At 67.0% G+C, this 14675-nt stretch carries 14 protein-coding genes; 6 read left to right on the top strand and 8 right to left on the bottom strand.

Going from position 1 to position 14675, the window contains the following annotated elements; all coding sequences use genetic code 11:
- Window positions 1–31: 31 nt before the first annotated feature.
- Both paaK and G328_RS0100800 read left to right on the top strand, forming a co-directional pair.
- Window positions 32–1336 carry a phenylacetate--CoA ligase PaaK gene (gene paaK, locus G328_RS0100805; protein WP_083919516.1) on the top strand — a complete coding sequence of 435 codons (1305 nt, stop codon included), beginning with the start codon at window positions 32–34 and terminating at the stop codon, window positions 1334–1336.
- Between the two features lie 71 nt (window positions 1337–1407).
- Window positions 1408–2025 carry a TetR/AcrR family transcriptional regulator gene (locus G328_RS0100800; protein ID WP_019617440.1) on the top strand — a complete coding sequence of 206 codons (618 nt, stop codon included), beginning with the start codon at window positions 1408–1410 and terminating at the stop codon, window positions 2023–2025.
- An 11-nt stretch (window positions 2026–2036) separates the two neighbouring features.
- On the opposite strand, the gene paaZ is transcribed toward G328_RS0100800, so the two are convergent.
- The 7 genes from paaZ to trpD form a co-directional block, all read right to left on the bottom strand.
- Window positions 2037–4172, bottom strand: coding sequence for a phenylacetic acid degradation bifunctional protein PaaZ (paaZ, locus tag G328_RS0100795; RefSeq protein WP_019617439.1), 2136 nt, complete (start codon window positions 4170–4172; stop codon window positions 2037–2039).
- Window positions 4173–4211: 39 nt separating this feature from the next.
- Window positions 4212–5066, bottom strand: a complete 855-nt coding sequence (locus tag G328_RS0100790; RefSeq protein ID WP_019617438.1) for a 3-hydroxyacyl-CoA dehydrogenase family protein — start codon at window positions 5064–5066, stop codon at window positions 4212–4214.
- A complete protein-coding gene (locus G328_RS0100785; RefSeq protein ID WP_026339549.1) occupies window positions 5063–5899 on the bottom strand; it encodes an enoyl-CoA hydratase/isomerase family protein in 837 nt (278 codons plus the stop codon). The genes G328_RS0100790 and G328_RS0100785 overlap by 4 nt, the downstream gene beginning before the upstream one ends.
- Before the next feature lie 37 nt (window positions 5900–5936).
- Window positions 5937–7151 (bottom strand): thiolase family protein, encoded by a 1215-nt coding sequence (locus G328_RS0100780; RefSeq protein WP_019617436.1) that lies wholly within the window; start codon window positions 7149–7151, stop codon window positions 5937–5939.
- Between the two features lie 94 nt (window positions 7152–7245).
- Complete coding sequence (locus tag G328_RS0100775) at window positions 7246–7782, bottom strand: hypothetical protein (RefSeq protein ID WP_154651490.1); 537 nt, start codon at window positions 7780–7782, stop codon at window positions 7246–7248.
- Window positions 7783–7785: 3 nt separating this feature from the next.
- On the bottom strand, window positions 7786–8046 hold the full coding sequence (locus G328_RS0100770; protein WP_019617434.1) for an HPr family phosphocarrier protein: 261 nt from the start codon (window positions 8044–8046) through the stop codon (window positions 7786–7788).
- A 42-nt stretch (window positions 8047–8088) separates the two neighbouring features.
- Window positions 8089–9168: an anthranilate phosphoribosyltransferase gene (gene trpD / locus G328_RS0100765; protein WP_026339546.1), complete on the bottom strand. Its 1080-nt coding sequence runs from the start codon at window positions 9166–9168 to the stop codon at window positions 8089–8091.
- A gap of 79 nt (window positions 9169–9247) precedes the next feature.
- On the opposite strand from trpD, the gene ctaE reads away from it, so the two are divergent.
- The 4 genes from ctaE to qcrB are packed head-to-tail and all read left to right on the top strand — an operon-like array spanning window position 9248 to window position 13459.
- The gene (ctaE, locus tag G328_RS0100760) at window positions 9248–9877 is read left to right on the top strand and encodes an aa3-type cytochrome oxidase subunit III (RefSeq protein ID WP_026339545.1); all 630 of its coding nucleotides are present in this window, start codon (window positions 9248–9250) and stop codon (window positions 9875–9877) included.
- A gap of 23 nt (window positions 9878–9900) precedes the next feature.
- Entirely contained in the window at window positions 9901–10737 is an 837-nt protein-coding gene (gene qcrC, locus G328_RS0100755) for a cytochrome bc1 complex diheme cytochrome c subunit (RefSeq protein ID WP_019617431.1), read from the top strand.
- Between the two features lie 51 nt (window positions 10738–10788).
- Window positions 10789–11868, top strand: coding sequence for a cytochrome bc1 complex Rieske iron-sulfur subunit (gene qcrA, locus G328_RS0100750; protein ID WP_019617430.1), 1080 nt, complete (start codon window positions 10789–10791; stop codon window positions 11866–11868).
- On the top strand, window positions 11852–13459 hold the full coding sequence (qcrB, locus tag G328_RS0100745; protein WP_019617429.1) for a cytochrome bc1 complex cytochrome b subunit: 1608 nt from the start codon (window positions 11852–11854) through the stop codon (window positions 13457–13459). Before qcrA ends, qcrB begins: the two co-directional genes overlap by 17 nt.
- 57 nt (window positions 13460–13516) lie before the next feature.
- Here qcrB and G328_RS0100740 read toward each other — a convergent pair whose 3' ends face one another.
- Entirely contained in the window at window positions 13517–14617 is a 1101-nt protein-coding gene (locus G328_RS0100740) for a winged helix DNA-binding domain-containing protein (protein ID WP_019617428.1), read from the bottom strand.
- Between the last annotated feature and the right edge of the window lie 58 nt (window positions 14618–14675).

Genomic DNA, 14675 nt, shown 5'->3' with positions numbered 1-14675 from the left:
TGACCTTGATGTTCTCGACCCCGCCGAGCAGATGACCCGCGAGGAGCTCGAAGCACTGCAGCTCGAGCGACTGCAGTGGACCGTTCGACACGCCTACGAGAACGTGCACATGTACCGCAAGAAGTTCGACGAGGCGGGCGTTAGCCCCGACGACCTGCGCGAACTCGCCGACCTCGCAAAGTTTCCCTTCACAACGAAGGAAGACCTACGACAGAACTACCCCTTCGGCGCGTTTGCGGTGCCGATGGATCAGGTTCGCCGCGTGCACGCCTCGTCGGGCACAACCGGCCGCCCCACGGTCGTCGGCTACACCGAGGGTGACCTCGATCGCTGGGCGATCGCCGTCGCCCGCGTGCTTCGGCTCGCGGGAGCCCGCAAGGGTGACCTCGTGCACAACGCGTACGGCTACGGCCTGTTCACCGGCGGCCTCGGCGCCCACGCCGGCGCCGAACGTGCCGGCCTCGTCGTGATCCCGATGTCGGGCGGCCAGACGGCACGGCAGATTCAGCTGATTCAGGACTTCCGACCGCGCATCATCATGTGCACGCCGTCATACCTGCTCACGATCCTCGACGCGATGCACCGGGCCGGCGTGGACCCCCGAGCGACCTCGCTCGAGATCGCGGTGCTCGGCGCCGAGCCCTGGAGCGAGCAGATGCGGCACGAGATCGAGCAGGGCTTCGACCTCAAGGCCGTTGACATCTACGGCCTCTCGGAGCTGCTCGGGCCGGGCGTCGCGGGCGAGTCAGTCGAGCACCAGGATGGGTCGACCGTGTGGGAAGACATGTTCCTCCCCGAGATCATCGACCCCGACGACCACTCGAAGGTCCTCGCCGACGGCGAGACCGGCGAACTGGTCTTCACCTCACTCACGAAGGAGGCGATGCCGATCATTCGGTATCGCACGAAAGACCTCACTCAGCTGCTGCCCGGCGACGCGAGGCCGAATATGCGGCGCATCAAGAAGATCGCCTCGCGCACTGACGACATGATTATTCTGCGCGGCGTCAACATGTTCCCCTCGCAGATCGAGGAGCTCGCGCTCGCGCAGCCGTCACTCGCCCCCTACTACCACCTCGAGCTCACCCGACCGAACCGCATGGACGAGCTCACGATCGTCATCGAGCGCCGCCCCGAGGCGACCGTCGAGGAGGCCGGGCGCTGCGCCGAGCTGCTTCGCGACGACATCAAGATCCGCATTGGCTCGTCGGTTCGGGTGCGAGTCACCGAACCGAACACGTGCCAACGCTCCGAGGGCAAGGCGAAACGCCTCTTCGACTACCGCGAGGTGCCGACCTCCGACCTGCCGGCGCACCTCCAGCCGGCATCCAGTTAGCCGCTAGCACACAATGCCGGGGCGCGGATGGGAGGGACATTTCGCATCCGCGCCTAGCATTGCGCTCAGCCATGAGTATTCCCGCCAGCACCAAGACCGACGCGCCACGTCGCGGCCGCCCCGGTAACGACCGCCATGACGTCATCACGGCAGCGGTTCGACTCTTCAACGAGCACGGCTACGAGGCGACCACAATTGGCATGATCGCCGACCAGCTCGGCGTCTCAAAGTCGGCGATTTACCACCACGTCCGCAGCAAGGAAGAGCTCCTCGCCGCGGCGCTCGACCACGCGCTGACGTCGCTTGAGGCGGTGCTCGTGGATCCGGGCGCACGCACGGGCGAGGCGATGGCCCGGCTCGAACACGTCATGCGCGAGACGATCGAGGTGCTCACACGCGACCTCGACGAGGTCACCCTCCTTCTGCGCCTGCGCGGCAACACCGCGCTCGAGCGTCGGGCCATGGAGCGGCGCCGAAACTTCGACCGCAGTGTCGCGAAGCTCATGGAGGAGGTCGCGAACGAGCAGCACTTCGACGGCGCGGTCGAAACCCGCGCCGCCACGCGCCTCATCTTCGGCATGATCAACTCGGTCGTCGAGTGGTACCGACCGGAGGGGCCGCTCGATCCGGATTCGCTGAGTGACCTCGTCATTCGCCTCGTGTTTCAAGGCCTCAAGGCCCGCGACTAGCTAGCCGCTAACTAGCCACCGAGCGCCTGCTCCTCGCGCTTCGCGACGAGCGTGAGCACGTCGTAGGTCGCAACGACCTCGTCGCGCTGGTTCCGCAGCACGGCATCCCACACCACCTCGGCGTAGTCCTCGGTCTCGCGGGGCGTGATGCGCTTCGCGGTGAGCTCCACGCGTACCTCATCGTCGACGCCGACCGGGGTGAGGAACCGCAGCCGCTCCATGCCGTAGTTCGCGTACACGGCGCTGCGCCCGGGCGCGACAAAGAGGCCCGCGGCCCAGCTGATGAGCAGGTACCCGTGCGCGACGATGCCCGGGAAGAAGGGGTTCGCTTCGGCCGCCTTGGGGTTGGTGTGGGCGTAGAAGATGTCGCCCGTCGTGTTCGCGAAGTCGGTGATCTCCTGCAGTGTCGCCTGCCGCAGCTCTGACACGAATGCGTCGCCAAGCTTCAGGGTTTCGACCGACTTGCGGAAGGGATGCACGGCCGTCGCGCCGTCGGGAAGCGCCTCCCCCTCGGGGGTGCCACCGTAGGCGGGCGCCCCCACGCGACGCTGCGCCGCACCGGGGTGCCACTGTCCGGTGACCTCCGTGAGGAGATCGGGTGATCCCTGGAGCGCGCTGCGCTGCATGTAGTGGAAGATTGACCGCACGCCGCCGAGCTCCTCGCCGCCGCCCGCCCGCCCGGGGCCACCGTGCACGAGGTGCGGCATAGGCGAGCCGTGCCCCGTCGAGGTCTTCGCGGTCTGACGGTTGAGCAGGTGCACGCGACCGTGGTGTCCGGAGATTCCGGTCGTGAGCTCGCGCGCAACGTCTGGGTCGTTCGTCGCGATCGTCGCAACGAGTGACCCGGCGCCGAGCGCGGCGAGGTCGATTGCCTCCGGGAGGGTATCGTAGCCCGTGACCGAAGTGACGGGACCAAACGCCTCCGTCGCGTGCAGTGCCTCCGCCCGGTTGTTGTCCCACTTCAGCACGACGGGCGACATGAATGCCGAAGCACTGTCGGGCTCGCGCTCATTCGAGCCGTAGACGACCTCACCCCCGCCGGCGATGAGCCGATCGACGGCGCTGCGCACGTCGGCGAGCTGCTCGAGCGACGCGAGGGCGCCCATCGTCGTGCCCTCGGCGCGAGGATCCCCCACGTGAACCTTCTCGTCGAGCCGACGAGCGATCGCGTCGATGACGGGCTCGACGAGCGCGTTTGGCACGATGACCCGGCGAATCGCGGTGCACTTCTGCCCGGCCTTCGCCTGCACCTCGGTCACGACACTGCGCACGAATGCCTCGAACTCGGGCGAGTCAACCTCGGCGTCGGGGCCAAGAATCGCGGCATTGAGCGAGTCGGCCTCGGCGTTGAAGTGCACGCCGCCCTCCGCCACGTTCGGGTGCTGACGCAGCCGATCGGCCGTCGCCTTCGACCCCGTGAACGCGACCGAGTCGCGATAGTCGAGGTGGTCGAGCAGGTCGCGAGCCGAACCAGAGATGAGCTGCAGCGACCCGGCCGGGAGGAGACCGGATTCGACCATGAGGCGCACGCACGCCTCGGTGATGTACCCGGTCGGTGTCGCCGGCTTCACGATCGACGGGATACCCGCGATGAATGCCGGGGCGAACTTCTCGAGCATGCCCCACACGGGAAAGTTGAACGCGTTGATTTCCGCCGTCACACCTGGCATGCGGGCGTAGATGTGCTCGCCGACGAACGAGCCGTCGGCAGAGAGCGGCTCGAGGGCACCGTCGATCACGACGTTCGCGTTCGGGAGTTCGCGACGTGCCTTCGAGCTCAGCGTGAACAGCACGCCGATCCCACCATCGACATCGATGAGGTTGTCGACCTTCGTCGCCCCGCTGCGGTACGAGACGTCGTAGAGCTGCGGCTTTCGCTCGGTGAGGTAGAGGGCGAGCTGCTTGAGCCGCATCGCGCGCTGGTGAATCGTGAGCTCCCCCAGCGTCACCCGCCCGGTCGTGCGCGCATAGTCGACGACCGCGGCGAGATCGAGCCCGTCGGTCGAGACGCGCGCGATCTCCTCGCCCGTCGAGGCGTCGCGCACGACCTGCGCCGCGGCGCCAGGTTCGGGCGACCACCAGTCACCGAGCACGTAGCTCGGCACGAATCCCGGCTGGGTCTCCTGCTCAGTTGCCGTCGAAGTCATCGTTGCTGCCTTTCGTCGCCGCCGCGTTCGGGCGTGCGCTCAGTTCCAGTCGTAGAATCCCTTGCCGCTCTTGCGGCCGAGCTCGCCGCGCGCGACCTTGTCGCGCAGCAGCTGTGGCGGGGCGAACCGATCGCCGAGGTGCTCGGCGAGATACTCCGCGATACCGAGCCGCACATCGAGCCCGACGATGTCGGTCGTGCGGAGCGGGCCCTGCGGGTGCCGGTAGCCGAGTTCCATCGCGGCGTCGATGTCGGCGGCGCTCGCGACCCCCTCCTCGACCATCCGGGTCGCCTCGAGCGCGATCGCGACGCCGAGGCGCGACGACGCGAATCCCGGCGAGTCCTGCACGACCACGGGCGTTTTTCCGAGCGCGCGCACCCAGTCCGGTGCGGCCGCTTGCAAACCTGCCTCGGTGTCGGGGGCGATGACCACCTCGATGAGCGTCGAGGCCGGCACGGGGTTGAAGAAGTGGAGGCCCAGGAATCGGCCGGGCCGCTCGAGTCGCGCCGCGAGCGTCGCGAGCGAGATCGACGACGTGTTCGACGCGAGGGTTGCCGAATCTGGAAGCTGCGATTCTGCCCGCTGGAGCGCCTCCACCTTGACGTTGAGGTCCTCGAACACCGCCTCGATGCAGAGCTCGCGATCGCTGAGCGCCGCGTGGTCGGTGACGACGTGCAGCCGACCGGCCGCCTCGGCAGCATCGGCATCGGCACCTCGCTCGATCGACTTCGCGACGCTCGCGAGTGCGCGCTCGCGCGCCCCGGCCGCCGACTCGTCGTCTCGTTCGAGCACGACGACGTCGGCACCGCCCATGAGAAATGCGTGCGCGATGCCGGCGCCCATGCGTCCGCCGCCGATCACCGCGACGCGGGTCGGGAGTGTCAGTTCGGTCATGCCGTCGGCTCCTGCTCATTCGTGGTCGTGCTGGTGGTGGCAGCCTCGGCGCGCGCCGCCCGCTTTGCCGCCGCGCGGTCGAGGAATCCCTGCATGCGCGCGAACTTTTCATCGGATTCGAAGAGCATGCCCTGCGCGAGCGTGTCGACGAGCGGATGCGCCTCGCGCGGCATGTGGAAGACCGACTTCGTGAGGCGCACCGCGAGGGCATCCTGCTTCGCGATGCGGTCGGCGAGCGCGTGCGCCGCGTCGAGCAGCGCATCGGCCTCATGTACCTCGGTGATGAGATGGCAGGCGAGTGCCGCCTCGGCGTCGAGCTGGCGCCCCGCGAGCAGCATCTCTTTCGCGAGGGGCTCCCCCACGAGCTCGCGAAGCCGCCAGGTCGCGCCGGCCGCAGCCATGATGCCGAGCGCTGTCTCTGGATTGCCGAGTTTCACGTTCGGGGTCGCGAGGCGGAAGTCGGCCGCATAGGCGAGTTCGGCCCCACCGCCGAGCGCGTATCCCTCGATCGCGGCGATGACCGGCATTGGCAGGCGCGCGATGCGATCAAACACGGTCGAGTTGATGCCGGCCAGGGCGTCGTCACGGCGCCGCTCGCGCAGTTGGGCGATGTCGGCGCCCGAGGCGAAGATCCCGTTCGCGCCGGTGATGATGAGGATGCGCGGCGCACGCTCGAGCGCGCCACACACGACGTGGAATTCGTCGACCATCCGCTGATCGATTGCATTGCGCGTCGGCGCGTGGTCGAGGATCGCCGTCACACGGTCGTCGGCAACCGTGACGCGTAGTCGCTCGAACGACTCGGCCTGTGTCCTGAGGTCCTGGAGGTTCATCCGGTACTGGTCCATTCTGCGAGGGCGTACGAGTTCGTTATGGGCGTTCCAGCAGCAGGGCGGCGCCCTGGCCGACGCCGACACACATGGTCGCAAGTCCGCGATCGACGCCTTCCTGCTCCATGCGGTTGAGCAGCGTGATCGAGATTCGCGCGCCTGACGAGCCGAGCGGATGCCCGAGGGCGATTGCCCCGCCGTTGCGGTTGACGGTCTCGGGGTCGGCCCCGAGGCCACGCAGCGTCGCGATGGACTGCGTCGCGAACGCCTCGTTGAGTTCGATGGCGCCGACGGAATCGAGCGTCCACCCCGCGCGGTCGAGCGCCTTGCGGCTCGCAGGTTCGGGGCCGATACCCATGATTTCGGGCGCGACGCCGGCGGTGCCGGCGCCGGCGATGCGCGCGCGCGGCGTGAGCCCGAACTTTTCAACCGCCGCCTCCGACGCAATGACGAGCGCCGAGGCGCCGTCGTTGAGGCTCGACGCGTTGCCGGCGGTCACCACCCCGCCGGGCTTGACGACGGGTCGCAGCTTGGCGAGCACCTCCATCGTCGTGCCCGGCCGCGGGCCCTCGTCGGTGTCGACGACCTTGACGTTGCCCTTGCGGTCGGCAACCTCGACGGGCACGATTTCGTTTGCGAAGCGCCCGCCCGCGATTGCGGCAAGTGCGTTGTCGTGGGATCGCACGGCGAACGCGTCGGCCTCCTCGCGGGTGACGCCAAAGACTTCGGCGACCTCTTCGCCTGTCTCGGGCATCGAGTACGTCATCTTGCCTTCGCGCGCGAGGTCACCGTCGACGAAGCGCGGGTTCGGGAACCGCCAGCCGATCGAGGTGTCGTACGACTGCCCCGGCTTCGACCATGCCCCGGCGGGCTTCTCGACCACCCAGGGCGCGCGCGTCATCGACTCCGCCCCACCGACGACGACGAGATCGGCGTCGCCCGAGCGGATCATCTGCGAGGCCGAAACGATCGCGGTCATGCCGGAGGCGCACAGCCGGTTCACGGTGAAGCCGGGGACCTCCTGCGGCAGGCCCGCGAGCAGCCACGCCATACGCGCGACGTTGCGGTTCTCCTCACCCGCACCGTTCGCGTTGCCGAAGACGACCTCGTCAACGGTGCCAGCATCGATGCCGCTGCGCCGCACCACCTCGCCGATCACGAGCGCCGCGAGGTCGTCGGGGCGGACCGTCGCAAGTGCGCCGCCGTAGCGACCAACGGGGGTGCGGACGCCATCGATGATGAATGCCTCGGGCATGGGCCAACTCCTTCGTTCGCGCACGATGCGTGCTCAGGCACACATTACTGCACTCACCTTGCAGTATTTCCCGAGCATCCACCAGCCCCGACCATCACGCGAGTTGGTCGCGCACCACCTCTCCGTTCTCGACCGCACGCCGGAACCGCGCAACGTAGCCCGGATTGATCGCGACGAAGCTGAACAGCAGCCCTACCACGACGCCCCATCCGAGCATGACGATGGGGTCGGGGAAGAGCGTGAGTGGAATGAAGCCCAGGGCGTATCCGCCCGCCATAGTCGCGACCGAGTCGCCGAACGCGAGCCGCGCGACCCGTCGCTCCGAAAACGCCTTCGTCCCCGGCACGAGCGACCGCAGCACGACATAGCCAAGCGAGTGCCCGGCTGCGATGAGCGCGCTCAGTGCGATCCAACCGCCAAACCGTGCGGGGAAACCACTTGCCTCGAGCGACGTTCGACCCGCATCGGTGAAGTAGGTAAACAGGAAAAACGAGACGCCCCAGGCGACAAACGTGGTGACCCCAACACCGATCGCGGTGGGACGCACCGCGCCCCGGATCGACATGGCGTACACCCGCGGGCCCTCGTCGGCGTTGGCCTCGGGGCGAGTCGCTGGGGCGCCTCGTGCCATCGGCTATTCGCCGAAGTTCGACTCAACGAGCCCGACGAGCCCGTTGAGTGCAGCCTCGGCCTCGGGGCCCTCCGCGACGAGCTGCAGCTCGGTGCCCTTCGAGGCACCCATCGCCATGATACCGAGCAGGCTCTTCGCGTCGACGCCGTTCACCGTCACCTTCGCGTCGTGCTTCGACGCTTCCTTCACGAACTCCGATGCCGGGCGCGCGTGCAGGCCCGTCTCGTTGTTCAGGGTGACGTTGCGGCTGATCTGGTCAGACATGATTGCTCCTCGCAGTGATGCACGGATGGATGTGAACGGTCACTACCGTACTGGGGCTTCGGTGTTGAACTTCTGGGATGCCGCCACGAATTTGTCGAGCTGCTCGATCGCCCGGCCGGAGTCGATGGCCTCCGCCGCGACCGCGATCTTCTCGCCGAGGCGGTCGCGAATGGGCCGCTCGATCGAGTCGGGCTGCTTCGCGAGGTCCCACGAGACAAGGCCCGCAGCCGCGTTGAGCAGCACGATGTCGCGCACAGCACCCGTGCGTTCGCCGCGAAGCGTCTCGCGCGCGATCTGCGCGTTGAGCTCGGGCGTGCCGCCGAGCAGGTCCTCGAGGTCGTACGTGCCGAGGCCGACGTCGCGCGGGTGAATGTCGTGCTCGGCGACGTCACCGCCCGAGATCTCCCAGATGTGCGAGTAGCCGGTAACGGTGAGCTCATCGAGCCCGTCGTCGCCGCGGAACACGAGGGCCGCGGCACCTCGCGTGCGAAACACACCGACGATGACCGGGATCGACTCGCGCCGGGCGACGCCGACCGCGGACGCCTCCGCGCGGGTTGGATTACTGAGCGGCCCGAGCGAGTTGAACACGGTGGGCACGCCGAGATCCTTCCGAACCCCTCCAGCGTGGGCGAACCCCGGGTGGAACAGGGATGCGTAGAGGAAGGCCTGCCCTGTCTCAGCAAAGATGTGTTCAAGTGCCGCCGCGTCAGTCGAGTGCACGGCACCCAGCGCCGTGAGCACGTCAGAGGCACCCGACTTCGCCGAGGCCGCACGGCCACCGTGCTTCAGCACGGGGGTGCCCGTCGCGGCGATGACGAATGAGGCCATCGTCGAGACGTTGACGGTGCCGACCATGTCGCCACCCGTACCGACAATGTCAACGCCCCAGGCGGGCAGGTTCGTCGGCACCGCCTTCGCGAGCACGGCGTCGCGGAAGCCGATCACCTCTTCGACCGTCTCGCCCTTGGCCCGAAGCGCGATGAGCCAGGCCGCGAGTCGCGCATCCGAAACGTTGCCCGACATGACCTCTTCCATCGCCCAAGTTGCCTGGCGTACAGACATGTCCTCCCCGCGAAGCAGGGAATCGAGCATCTCGGGCCACGTTTGCGCAGAAGTCATACGAAAAAGAGTAATCCCTAAAGAATTCTTGCCCCGCCTGTCAACTTTGCGAACCTGAGAAATCGGTCATAATGGAGTCGTGACTTCTGCATCTCCCACTCCAACGGCTCCGCGGGTCCATCGTCCCAACACCGTGGCGATCGGAACCATCGTCTGGCTCGGCTCCGAAGTGATGTTCTTCGCCGGCCTCTTCGCGATCTTCTTCACCCTCCAGGCCATGGCGCCCGCGCAGTTCGACGCTGGCCACTCGGTCCTGAACATCCCGTTCTCGGTCGGGAACACGGTGATCCTCATCGCGAGCTCGTTCACGTGCCAGATCGGCGTCTCGCACGCCGAGGCGGGCCGTCGCAACAGCAAGGACAACAACGGTCGCTGGGCGACCGTTGAGTGGTTCTTCCTCAGCGCGATCCTCGGTTCGATCTTCGTGGCCGGGCAGGTCTTCGAGTACGCGACGCTCGTCAGCGAGGGCTACGTACTCAACCTCAACGCGTACACGAGTGCGTTCTTCATGGCGACCGGCTTCCACGGCCTCCACGTGACGGGCGGCATCATCGCCTTCCTCGTGGTCATCGTGCGCCTCTACGCCGTGCGCAAGATGGGCAAGCGCGAGATGCAGAGCGCCATGGCCATCTCGTACTACTGGCACTTTGTTGACGTTGTTTGGGTGGGACTCTTCTTCGTCATCTACATCCTGCCGTTCATTCAGTAGCCGACCCGAGGAGCAACTTCCCTATGTCTCTTGTTACCCAGCACCGGTCGACTGCCAAGAAGTCACGCAAGCGCGGCCGTCGCAGCCCCCTCGCCACGGCAGCCCTCCTCGGCGTTGGCCTCATGCTGACGGGCGGCGCGTACGGCGCCGTCGACACCCTCGTGGCGAACGCGGCCGACGGCACAACCGAAGTCGACATGAACAGCGCCCAGACCATCAGCGAGGGCGAGACCCTGTTCAACGCGAACTGTGCAACCTGCCACGGCATGAACGCCGTCGGCACGTCGGAGGGCCCGAGCCTCATCGGTGTGGGCGCCGCCTCGGTCGACTTCCAGGTCGGCACGGGCCGCATGCCCATGCAGAACAACGCGCCGCAGGCGCCCGCGAAGCCTGTGCAGTTCACCGATGAGGAAATCTCGCAGCTCGCGGCTTACGTTGCCTCGCTCGCTCCGGGCCCCGCGATCCCCGCCGACGAGTACCTCCAGGCTGACGGTGATGCCGCGCACGGCGCCGAGCTCTTCCGCATCAACTGCGCGATGTGCCACAACGTCGCCGCCGGCGGTGGCGCGCTCACCGAGGGCAAGTTCGCGCCCGAGCTGCAGACCGTCGAGCCCGTGCACATCTATGAGGCTATGGTGACCGGCCCGCAGAACATGCCGGTGTTTAGCGACACGAACCTCACTCCGCAGGACAAGGCGGACATCATCACGTCGATCGTGTGGATGACCGACAACACCTCGATGGTCGGCGGCTACAACCTCGGCTCGATCGGCCCGGTTGCCGAGGGTCTGTTCATCTGGATCTTCGGTCTGGGCGCGGCGGTCGGCTTCGCCATCTGGATCACCTCGCGACCGAACTAGTCGCAAGGTCTCCCTAAGTTTCCACTCTCCTCACTCCAGAAAGGCATCACCATGGCTGAAGACGAACACGGCGGCGAGCTTCGCACCGCCAATTCGTCGGACCGCGCGGTCGACTCTGGCACGCTCGTTGAGCCGGCAGAGCCGCTCGAGAATCCCGGGCTGCCCGATCACCACCACAAGGTGACCGACGTCGACCCGAAGAAGGAAAAGAACGCGGAGCGCGTGGTCACCGCGCTGTTCTGGGTGTCACTCGCGTTCAGCATCTTCGCGGTACTCGCCTACTTCATTTGGCCGATCGACCGTGAGGACATCACGAGCGTTCGCTGGAACAACATGTTCGTCGGCCTCGGCATCGCCTGCGGCATGCTCGCGCTCGGCTTCGGCGCCGTCGCGTGGTCGAAGTACCTTATGAAGGATGAGGAGATGTCGGAGGCCCGCCACAAGACGGGCGGCTCCCCCGCAACGAACAAGCGCGTCGCCGAGATCTTCCAGCAGGCGAACGAGGAGTCGGGCTTCACGCGCCGTAAGCTCCTGCGCAACTCGCTCATCACCGCGGTGCTCGCGCTCCCCTTGCCCGGCATCGTCATGTTCCGCGACTTCTACAACGCGAACAACCCGAAGCCCGTCGAGCTCATGCACGAGACGCTGTGGGATGCGGGCGTGCGGCTCGTGCGCGACCCCACCGGCACGCCGATCAAGGCGTCCGACGTGACGATCGGCTCGGCCTTCCACGTCATCCCCGACGGCCTCCTCGAGGTCGAACACGGCATGCTCAACGAGAAGGCGAAGGCCGTTGTGCTGCTCATGCGCCTGCCCGAGGAAAGCCTCAAGGAGCGCGAAGACCGCAAGGACTGGTCGTACCACGGCATCGTCGCGTACTCGAAGGTGTGCACGCACGTGGGCTGCCCCGTCGCGCTCTACGAGCAGCAGACGCACCACCTGCTCTGCCCGTGCCACCAGTCGCAGTTCGATGTGACTGACCACTGCCGCGTCATCTTCGGCCCCGCCGGCCGTCCGCTGCCGCAGCTGCCCATCACCGTTGACAGCGAGGGTTACCTGATCGCTCAGAGTGACTTCCACGAACCTGTCGGACCGACCTTCTGGGAGCGTCGCCATGACTACAACGTTTAAGGCCCCTGCCGCCGAGAGCGGCGCGGTCGCGAAGGCCGCCGTCTGGTTCGATGAGCGCACGAGTGTCTCGGGCGCAGTCAAAGAGTTCGGTCGCAAGATCTTCCCCGACCACTGGTCGTTCATGCTCGGAGAGATCGCGCTGTACAGCTTCATCGCGATCCTCCTGTCGGGTACGTTCCTCACGTTCTTCTTCGACCCCTCAATGGCGCACGTCGAGTACGAGGGCTCGTACGTGCCACTCCAGGGCATGGGGATGTCGGCCGCAATGGCCTCTACCCTCGACATCTCGTTTGACGTGCGTGGCGGTCTGCTCATGCGCCAGGTGCACCACTGGTCGGCGCTCCTGTTTGTCGCGTCGATAATGCTGCACATGGCCCGCGTGTACTTCACCGGCGCCTTCCGCAAGCCGCGCGAGCTCAACTGGGTGATCGGCCTCGTGCTCTGGATCATCGCGATGCTCGAAGGCTTCTCGGGCTACTCGCTTCCCGATGACCTGCTCTCGGGTAACGGTCTGCGCATCGTCGACGGCATGATCAAGGGTGTGCCGGTGCTCGGCACCTGGATCTCGTTCTGGCTGTTTGGTGGCGAGTTCCCGGGCGACGCGATTGTCGGCCGCCTCTACTCGCTGCACATCATGCTGCTCCCGGCGGTGCTCATCGTGTTCCTCGCGCTGCACCTCATGCTCATGGTGATCAACAAGCACACGCAGTGGCCCGGCCCCGGCAAGGTCGAGGAGAACGTGGTTGGTAACCCCGTGCTCCCCGTCTTCGCGGGCAAGGCCGTGGGCTTCATGTTCCTCACGCTCGGCCTGATCTTCCTCATCGCGTCGACCTTCCAGATCAACCCGATCTGGAACTACGGCCCGTACGACCCCTCCCCCGTTTCGGCGGGTACCCAGCCTGACTGGTACATCGGCTTCGGTGACGGCATGCTGCGTCTCATTCCGCCAGGGTGGGAGATTCCGATCGGCACGAGCTACACCGTGACGTTCGCGATCCTCGTTCCGTTCCTGTTCATGGGGCTGTTCGTGATCGGGCTGTTCGTCTACCCGTTCCTTGAGTCGTGGATCACTGGCGACAAGCGTGAGCACCACCTGCTTGACCGCCCGCGCAACGCGCCGTTCCGCACCGCGCTCGGCGCCGCGTGGATCAGCTTCTACGCCACCATGTGGGCGGCCGCGTCGTCCGACCTCATCGCGACGCACTTCCACATGGCGATGGAGCACGTCATCCACTTCCTGCAGTTCTGGCTCATCATCGGCACGTTCATCGTGTACTTCGTGGTGCACCGCGCCTGCATCGCCCTGCAGAAGGGCGACCGCAACCTCGCGCTGCACGGGCACGAGTCGGGCCGCGTTATCCGACTCCCCCACGGCGAATTCCAGGAAGTGCACGTGCCGCTCACCGAGGGCGAGCAGTTCACGATGCAGTACGACAACTTCGTGCCGGCGACGCCGTACGTCGACGAGAACGGCAAGAAGCAGGGCAAGCTGCGCGCGACGCTCTCGCGCTGGTTCTTCGCCGACCGCATCGAGCCGGTCACGAAGGCCGAGATCGAGGCGAGCAAGCACCACCACGGCGAGCTGCACTAGCTGGCAGCGCACCGAATGAGTTCGGGCCCGGGACAGTGTCCCGGGCCCGAAGTCGTTTTACGAGGGGTGCGGATACGCGGCAAAGCCCCGCTCGAACTCACGGAGCGCTGTGGCCGACAGCGCCGCGCCGAATGGCGTCGCGACGAGTTCGTCGCCCGCGGCGCGGCGCTTCGCCGACCAGGTGCCGACAATCTCGCCTCCGCGCAGGAGTCCGTTCTTGAAGACGCCGTTGTTTCCTGGAACGAGCTGCGGATGATGCTCTGGCCTGATGATGAACGTGCGGTCGGCGTAGCCGAGCACGAGTTCGTCGAACGGCGCAAGAAGTCTCCCCCGTCGCAGCGTCGCGGTACCGAGCTCTCGATGCTCATCCTCGAGGCCCACGCGGCCCCACAGCGGCTCCCCATCGAGGTCCCCGTACTGCTCGAGGCCTGCGGTCGCAGCGGCCGCCACGCGGCGAATCTGCGTGAGCGGCAGCTTCGTCCACCACGCGAAGTCGCGGAAGGTGGCGGGGCCGTGACTCTCGAGATACGTCCGCAGCCAGTTGGCCAACGCGTCGTCGACGCTGCCATTGAATCGCGCCTCGAGCGTGCCGGACTCGGGCAGCCAGGTCTCGGCGTCAACGACGAGCTGCTCCCCCGCGTCGATGGGGCCGTACGCGAGGTCTCCTCGAGCCATCAGGGTGAACACGAGGTGATAGGTGCGCCCGTCATCCGTCGGAATCCCAGCACGACCCCACGCCTCCGCGAGCGCTGCCTTGGACGCAGCCTCCGACTGAGCGGCGTGGATGGTCGCTCGGGCAACGTCGGCCGCGAGATCCACGAGGTCGTCGAGTCCGTGCGCCCGGCGGCGCTTCTCGGCGGCCCGCAGCTGTCGTTCGCTCGTGAGCGCGGTCTGCCACGCGAGGTCATCGGCCGAGACCGCGAAGACCGTACCCCGCATCGGGTACCCGCGCACCAGCTCGCCTCGCCCGAAGGCCTCGGCGACTCCGGCGTAGGTGCCGCCACGGGTTCGCTGCGCGATCGACGCCATCACGCCGCCGAGGTGCTGGCCTTGCGCAGTTGCGAGCTGCGCGGCCGCCTCCGCCGGCGTCGCCGCCGTGGGCGCGGCGAGTCGGTGTGCGGTGATTCGGAGCTCGGCGAGGTGTCGCTGCGCGTTCATGCTCACATTCAACAGGAAACCGAACGGCCCCCGGAACCGAAGTTCCGGGGGCCGAAGG

Origin of the sequence: [Zimmermannella] faecalis ATCC 13722, assembly GCF_000381765.1 — a bacterium.
GTDB lineage: Bacteria > Actinomycetota > Actinomycetes > Actinomycetales > Microbacteriaceae > Gulosibacter > Gulosibacter faecalis.
Note: the sequence above shows the minus strand (reverse complement) of the source record. Positions and strands in the feature narration are given on the sequence as shown.

Excerpts from the sequence above, each read along its gene's own strand:
- paaK (WP_083919516.1), top strand. The coding sequence starts at position 32 with ATGACCCGCGAGGAGCTCGAAGCACTGCAGCTCGAGCGACTGCAGTGG.
- G328_RS0100800 (WP_019617440.1), top strand. The coding sequence starts at position 1,408 with ATGAGTATTCCCGCCAGCACCAAGACCGACGCGCCACGTCGCGGCCGC.
- paaZ (WP_019617439.1), bottom strand. The coding sequence starts at position 4,172 with ATGACTTCGACGGCAACTGAGCAGGAGACCCAGCCGGGATTCGTGCCG.
- G328_RS0100790 (WP_019617438.1), bottom strand. The coding sequence starts at position 5,066 with ATGACCGAACTGACACTCCCGACCCGCGTCGCGGTGATCGGCGGCGGA.
- G328_RS0100785 (WP_026339549.1), bottom strand. The coding sequence starts at position 5,899 with ATGAACCTCCAGGACCTCAGGACACAGGCCGAGTCGTTCGAGCGACTA.
- G328_RS0100780 (WP_019617436.1), bottom strand. The coding sequence starts at position 7,151 with ATGCCCGAGGCATTCATCATCGATGGCGTCCGCACCCCCGTTGGTCGC.
- G328_RS0100775 (WP_154651490.1), bottom strand. The coding sequence starts at position 7,782 with ATGGCACGAGGCGCCCCAGCGACTCGCCCCGAGGCCAACGCCGACGAG.
- G328_RS0100770 (WP_019617434.1), bottom strand. The coding sequence starts at position 8,046 with ATGTCTGACCAGATCAGCCGCAACGTCACCCTGAACAACGAGACGGGC.
- trpD (WP_026339546.1), bottom strand. The coding sequence starts at position 9,168 with ATGACTTCTGCGCAAACGTGGCCCGAGATGCTCGATTCCCTGCTTCGC.
- qcrC (WP_019617431.1), top strand. The coding sequence starts at position 9,901 with ATGTCTCTTGTTACCCAGCACCGGTCGACTGCCAAGAAGTCACGCAAG.
- qcrA (WP_019617430.1), top strand. The coding sequence starts at position 10,789 with ATGGCTGAAGACGAACACGGCGGCGAGCTTCGCACCGCCAATTCGTCG.
- qcrB (WP_019617429.1), top strand. The coding sequence starts at position 11,852 with ATGACTACAACGTTTAAGGCCCCTGCCGCCGAGAGCGGCGCGGTCGCG.
- G328_RS0100740 (WP_019617428.1), bottom strand. The coding sequence starts at position 14,617 with ATGAACGCGCAGCGACACCTCGCCGAGCTCCGAATCACCGCACACCGA.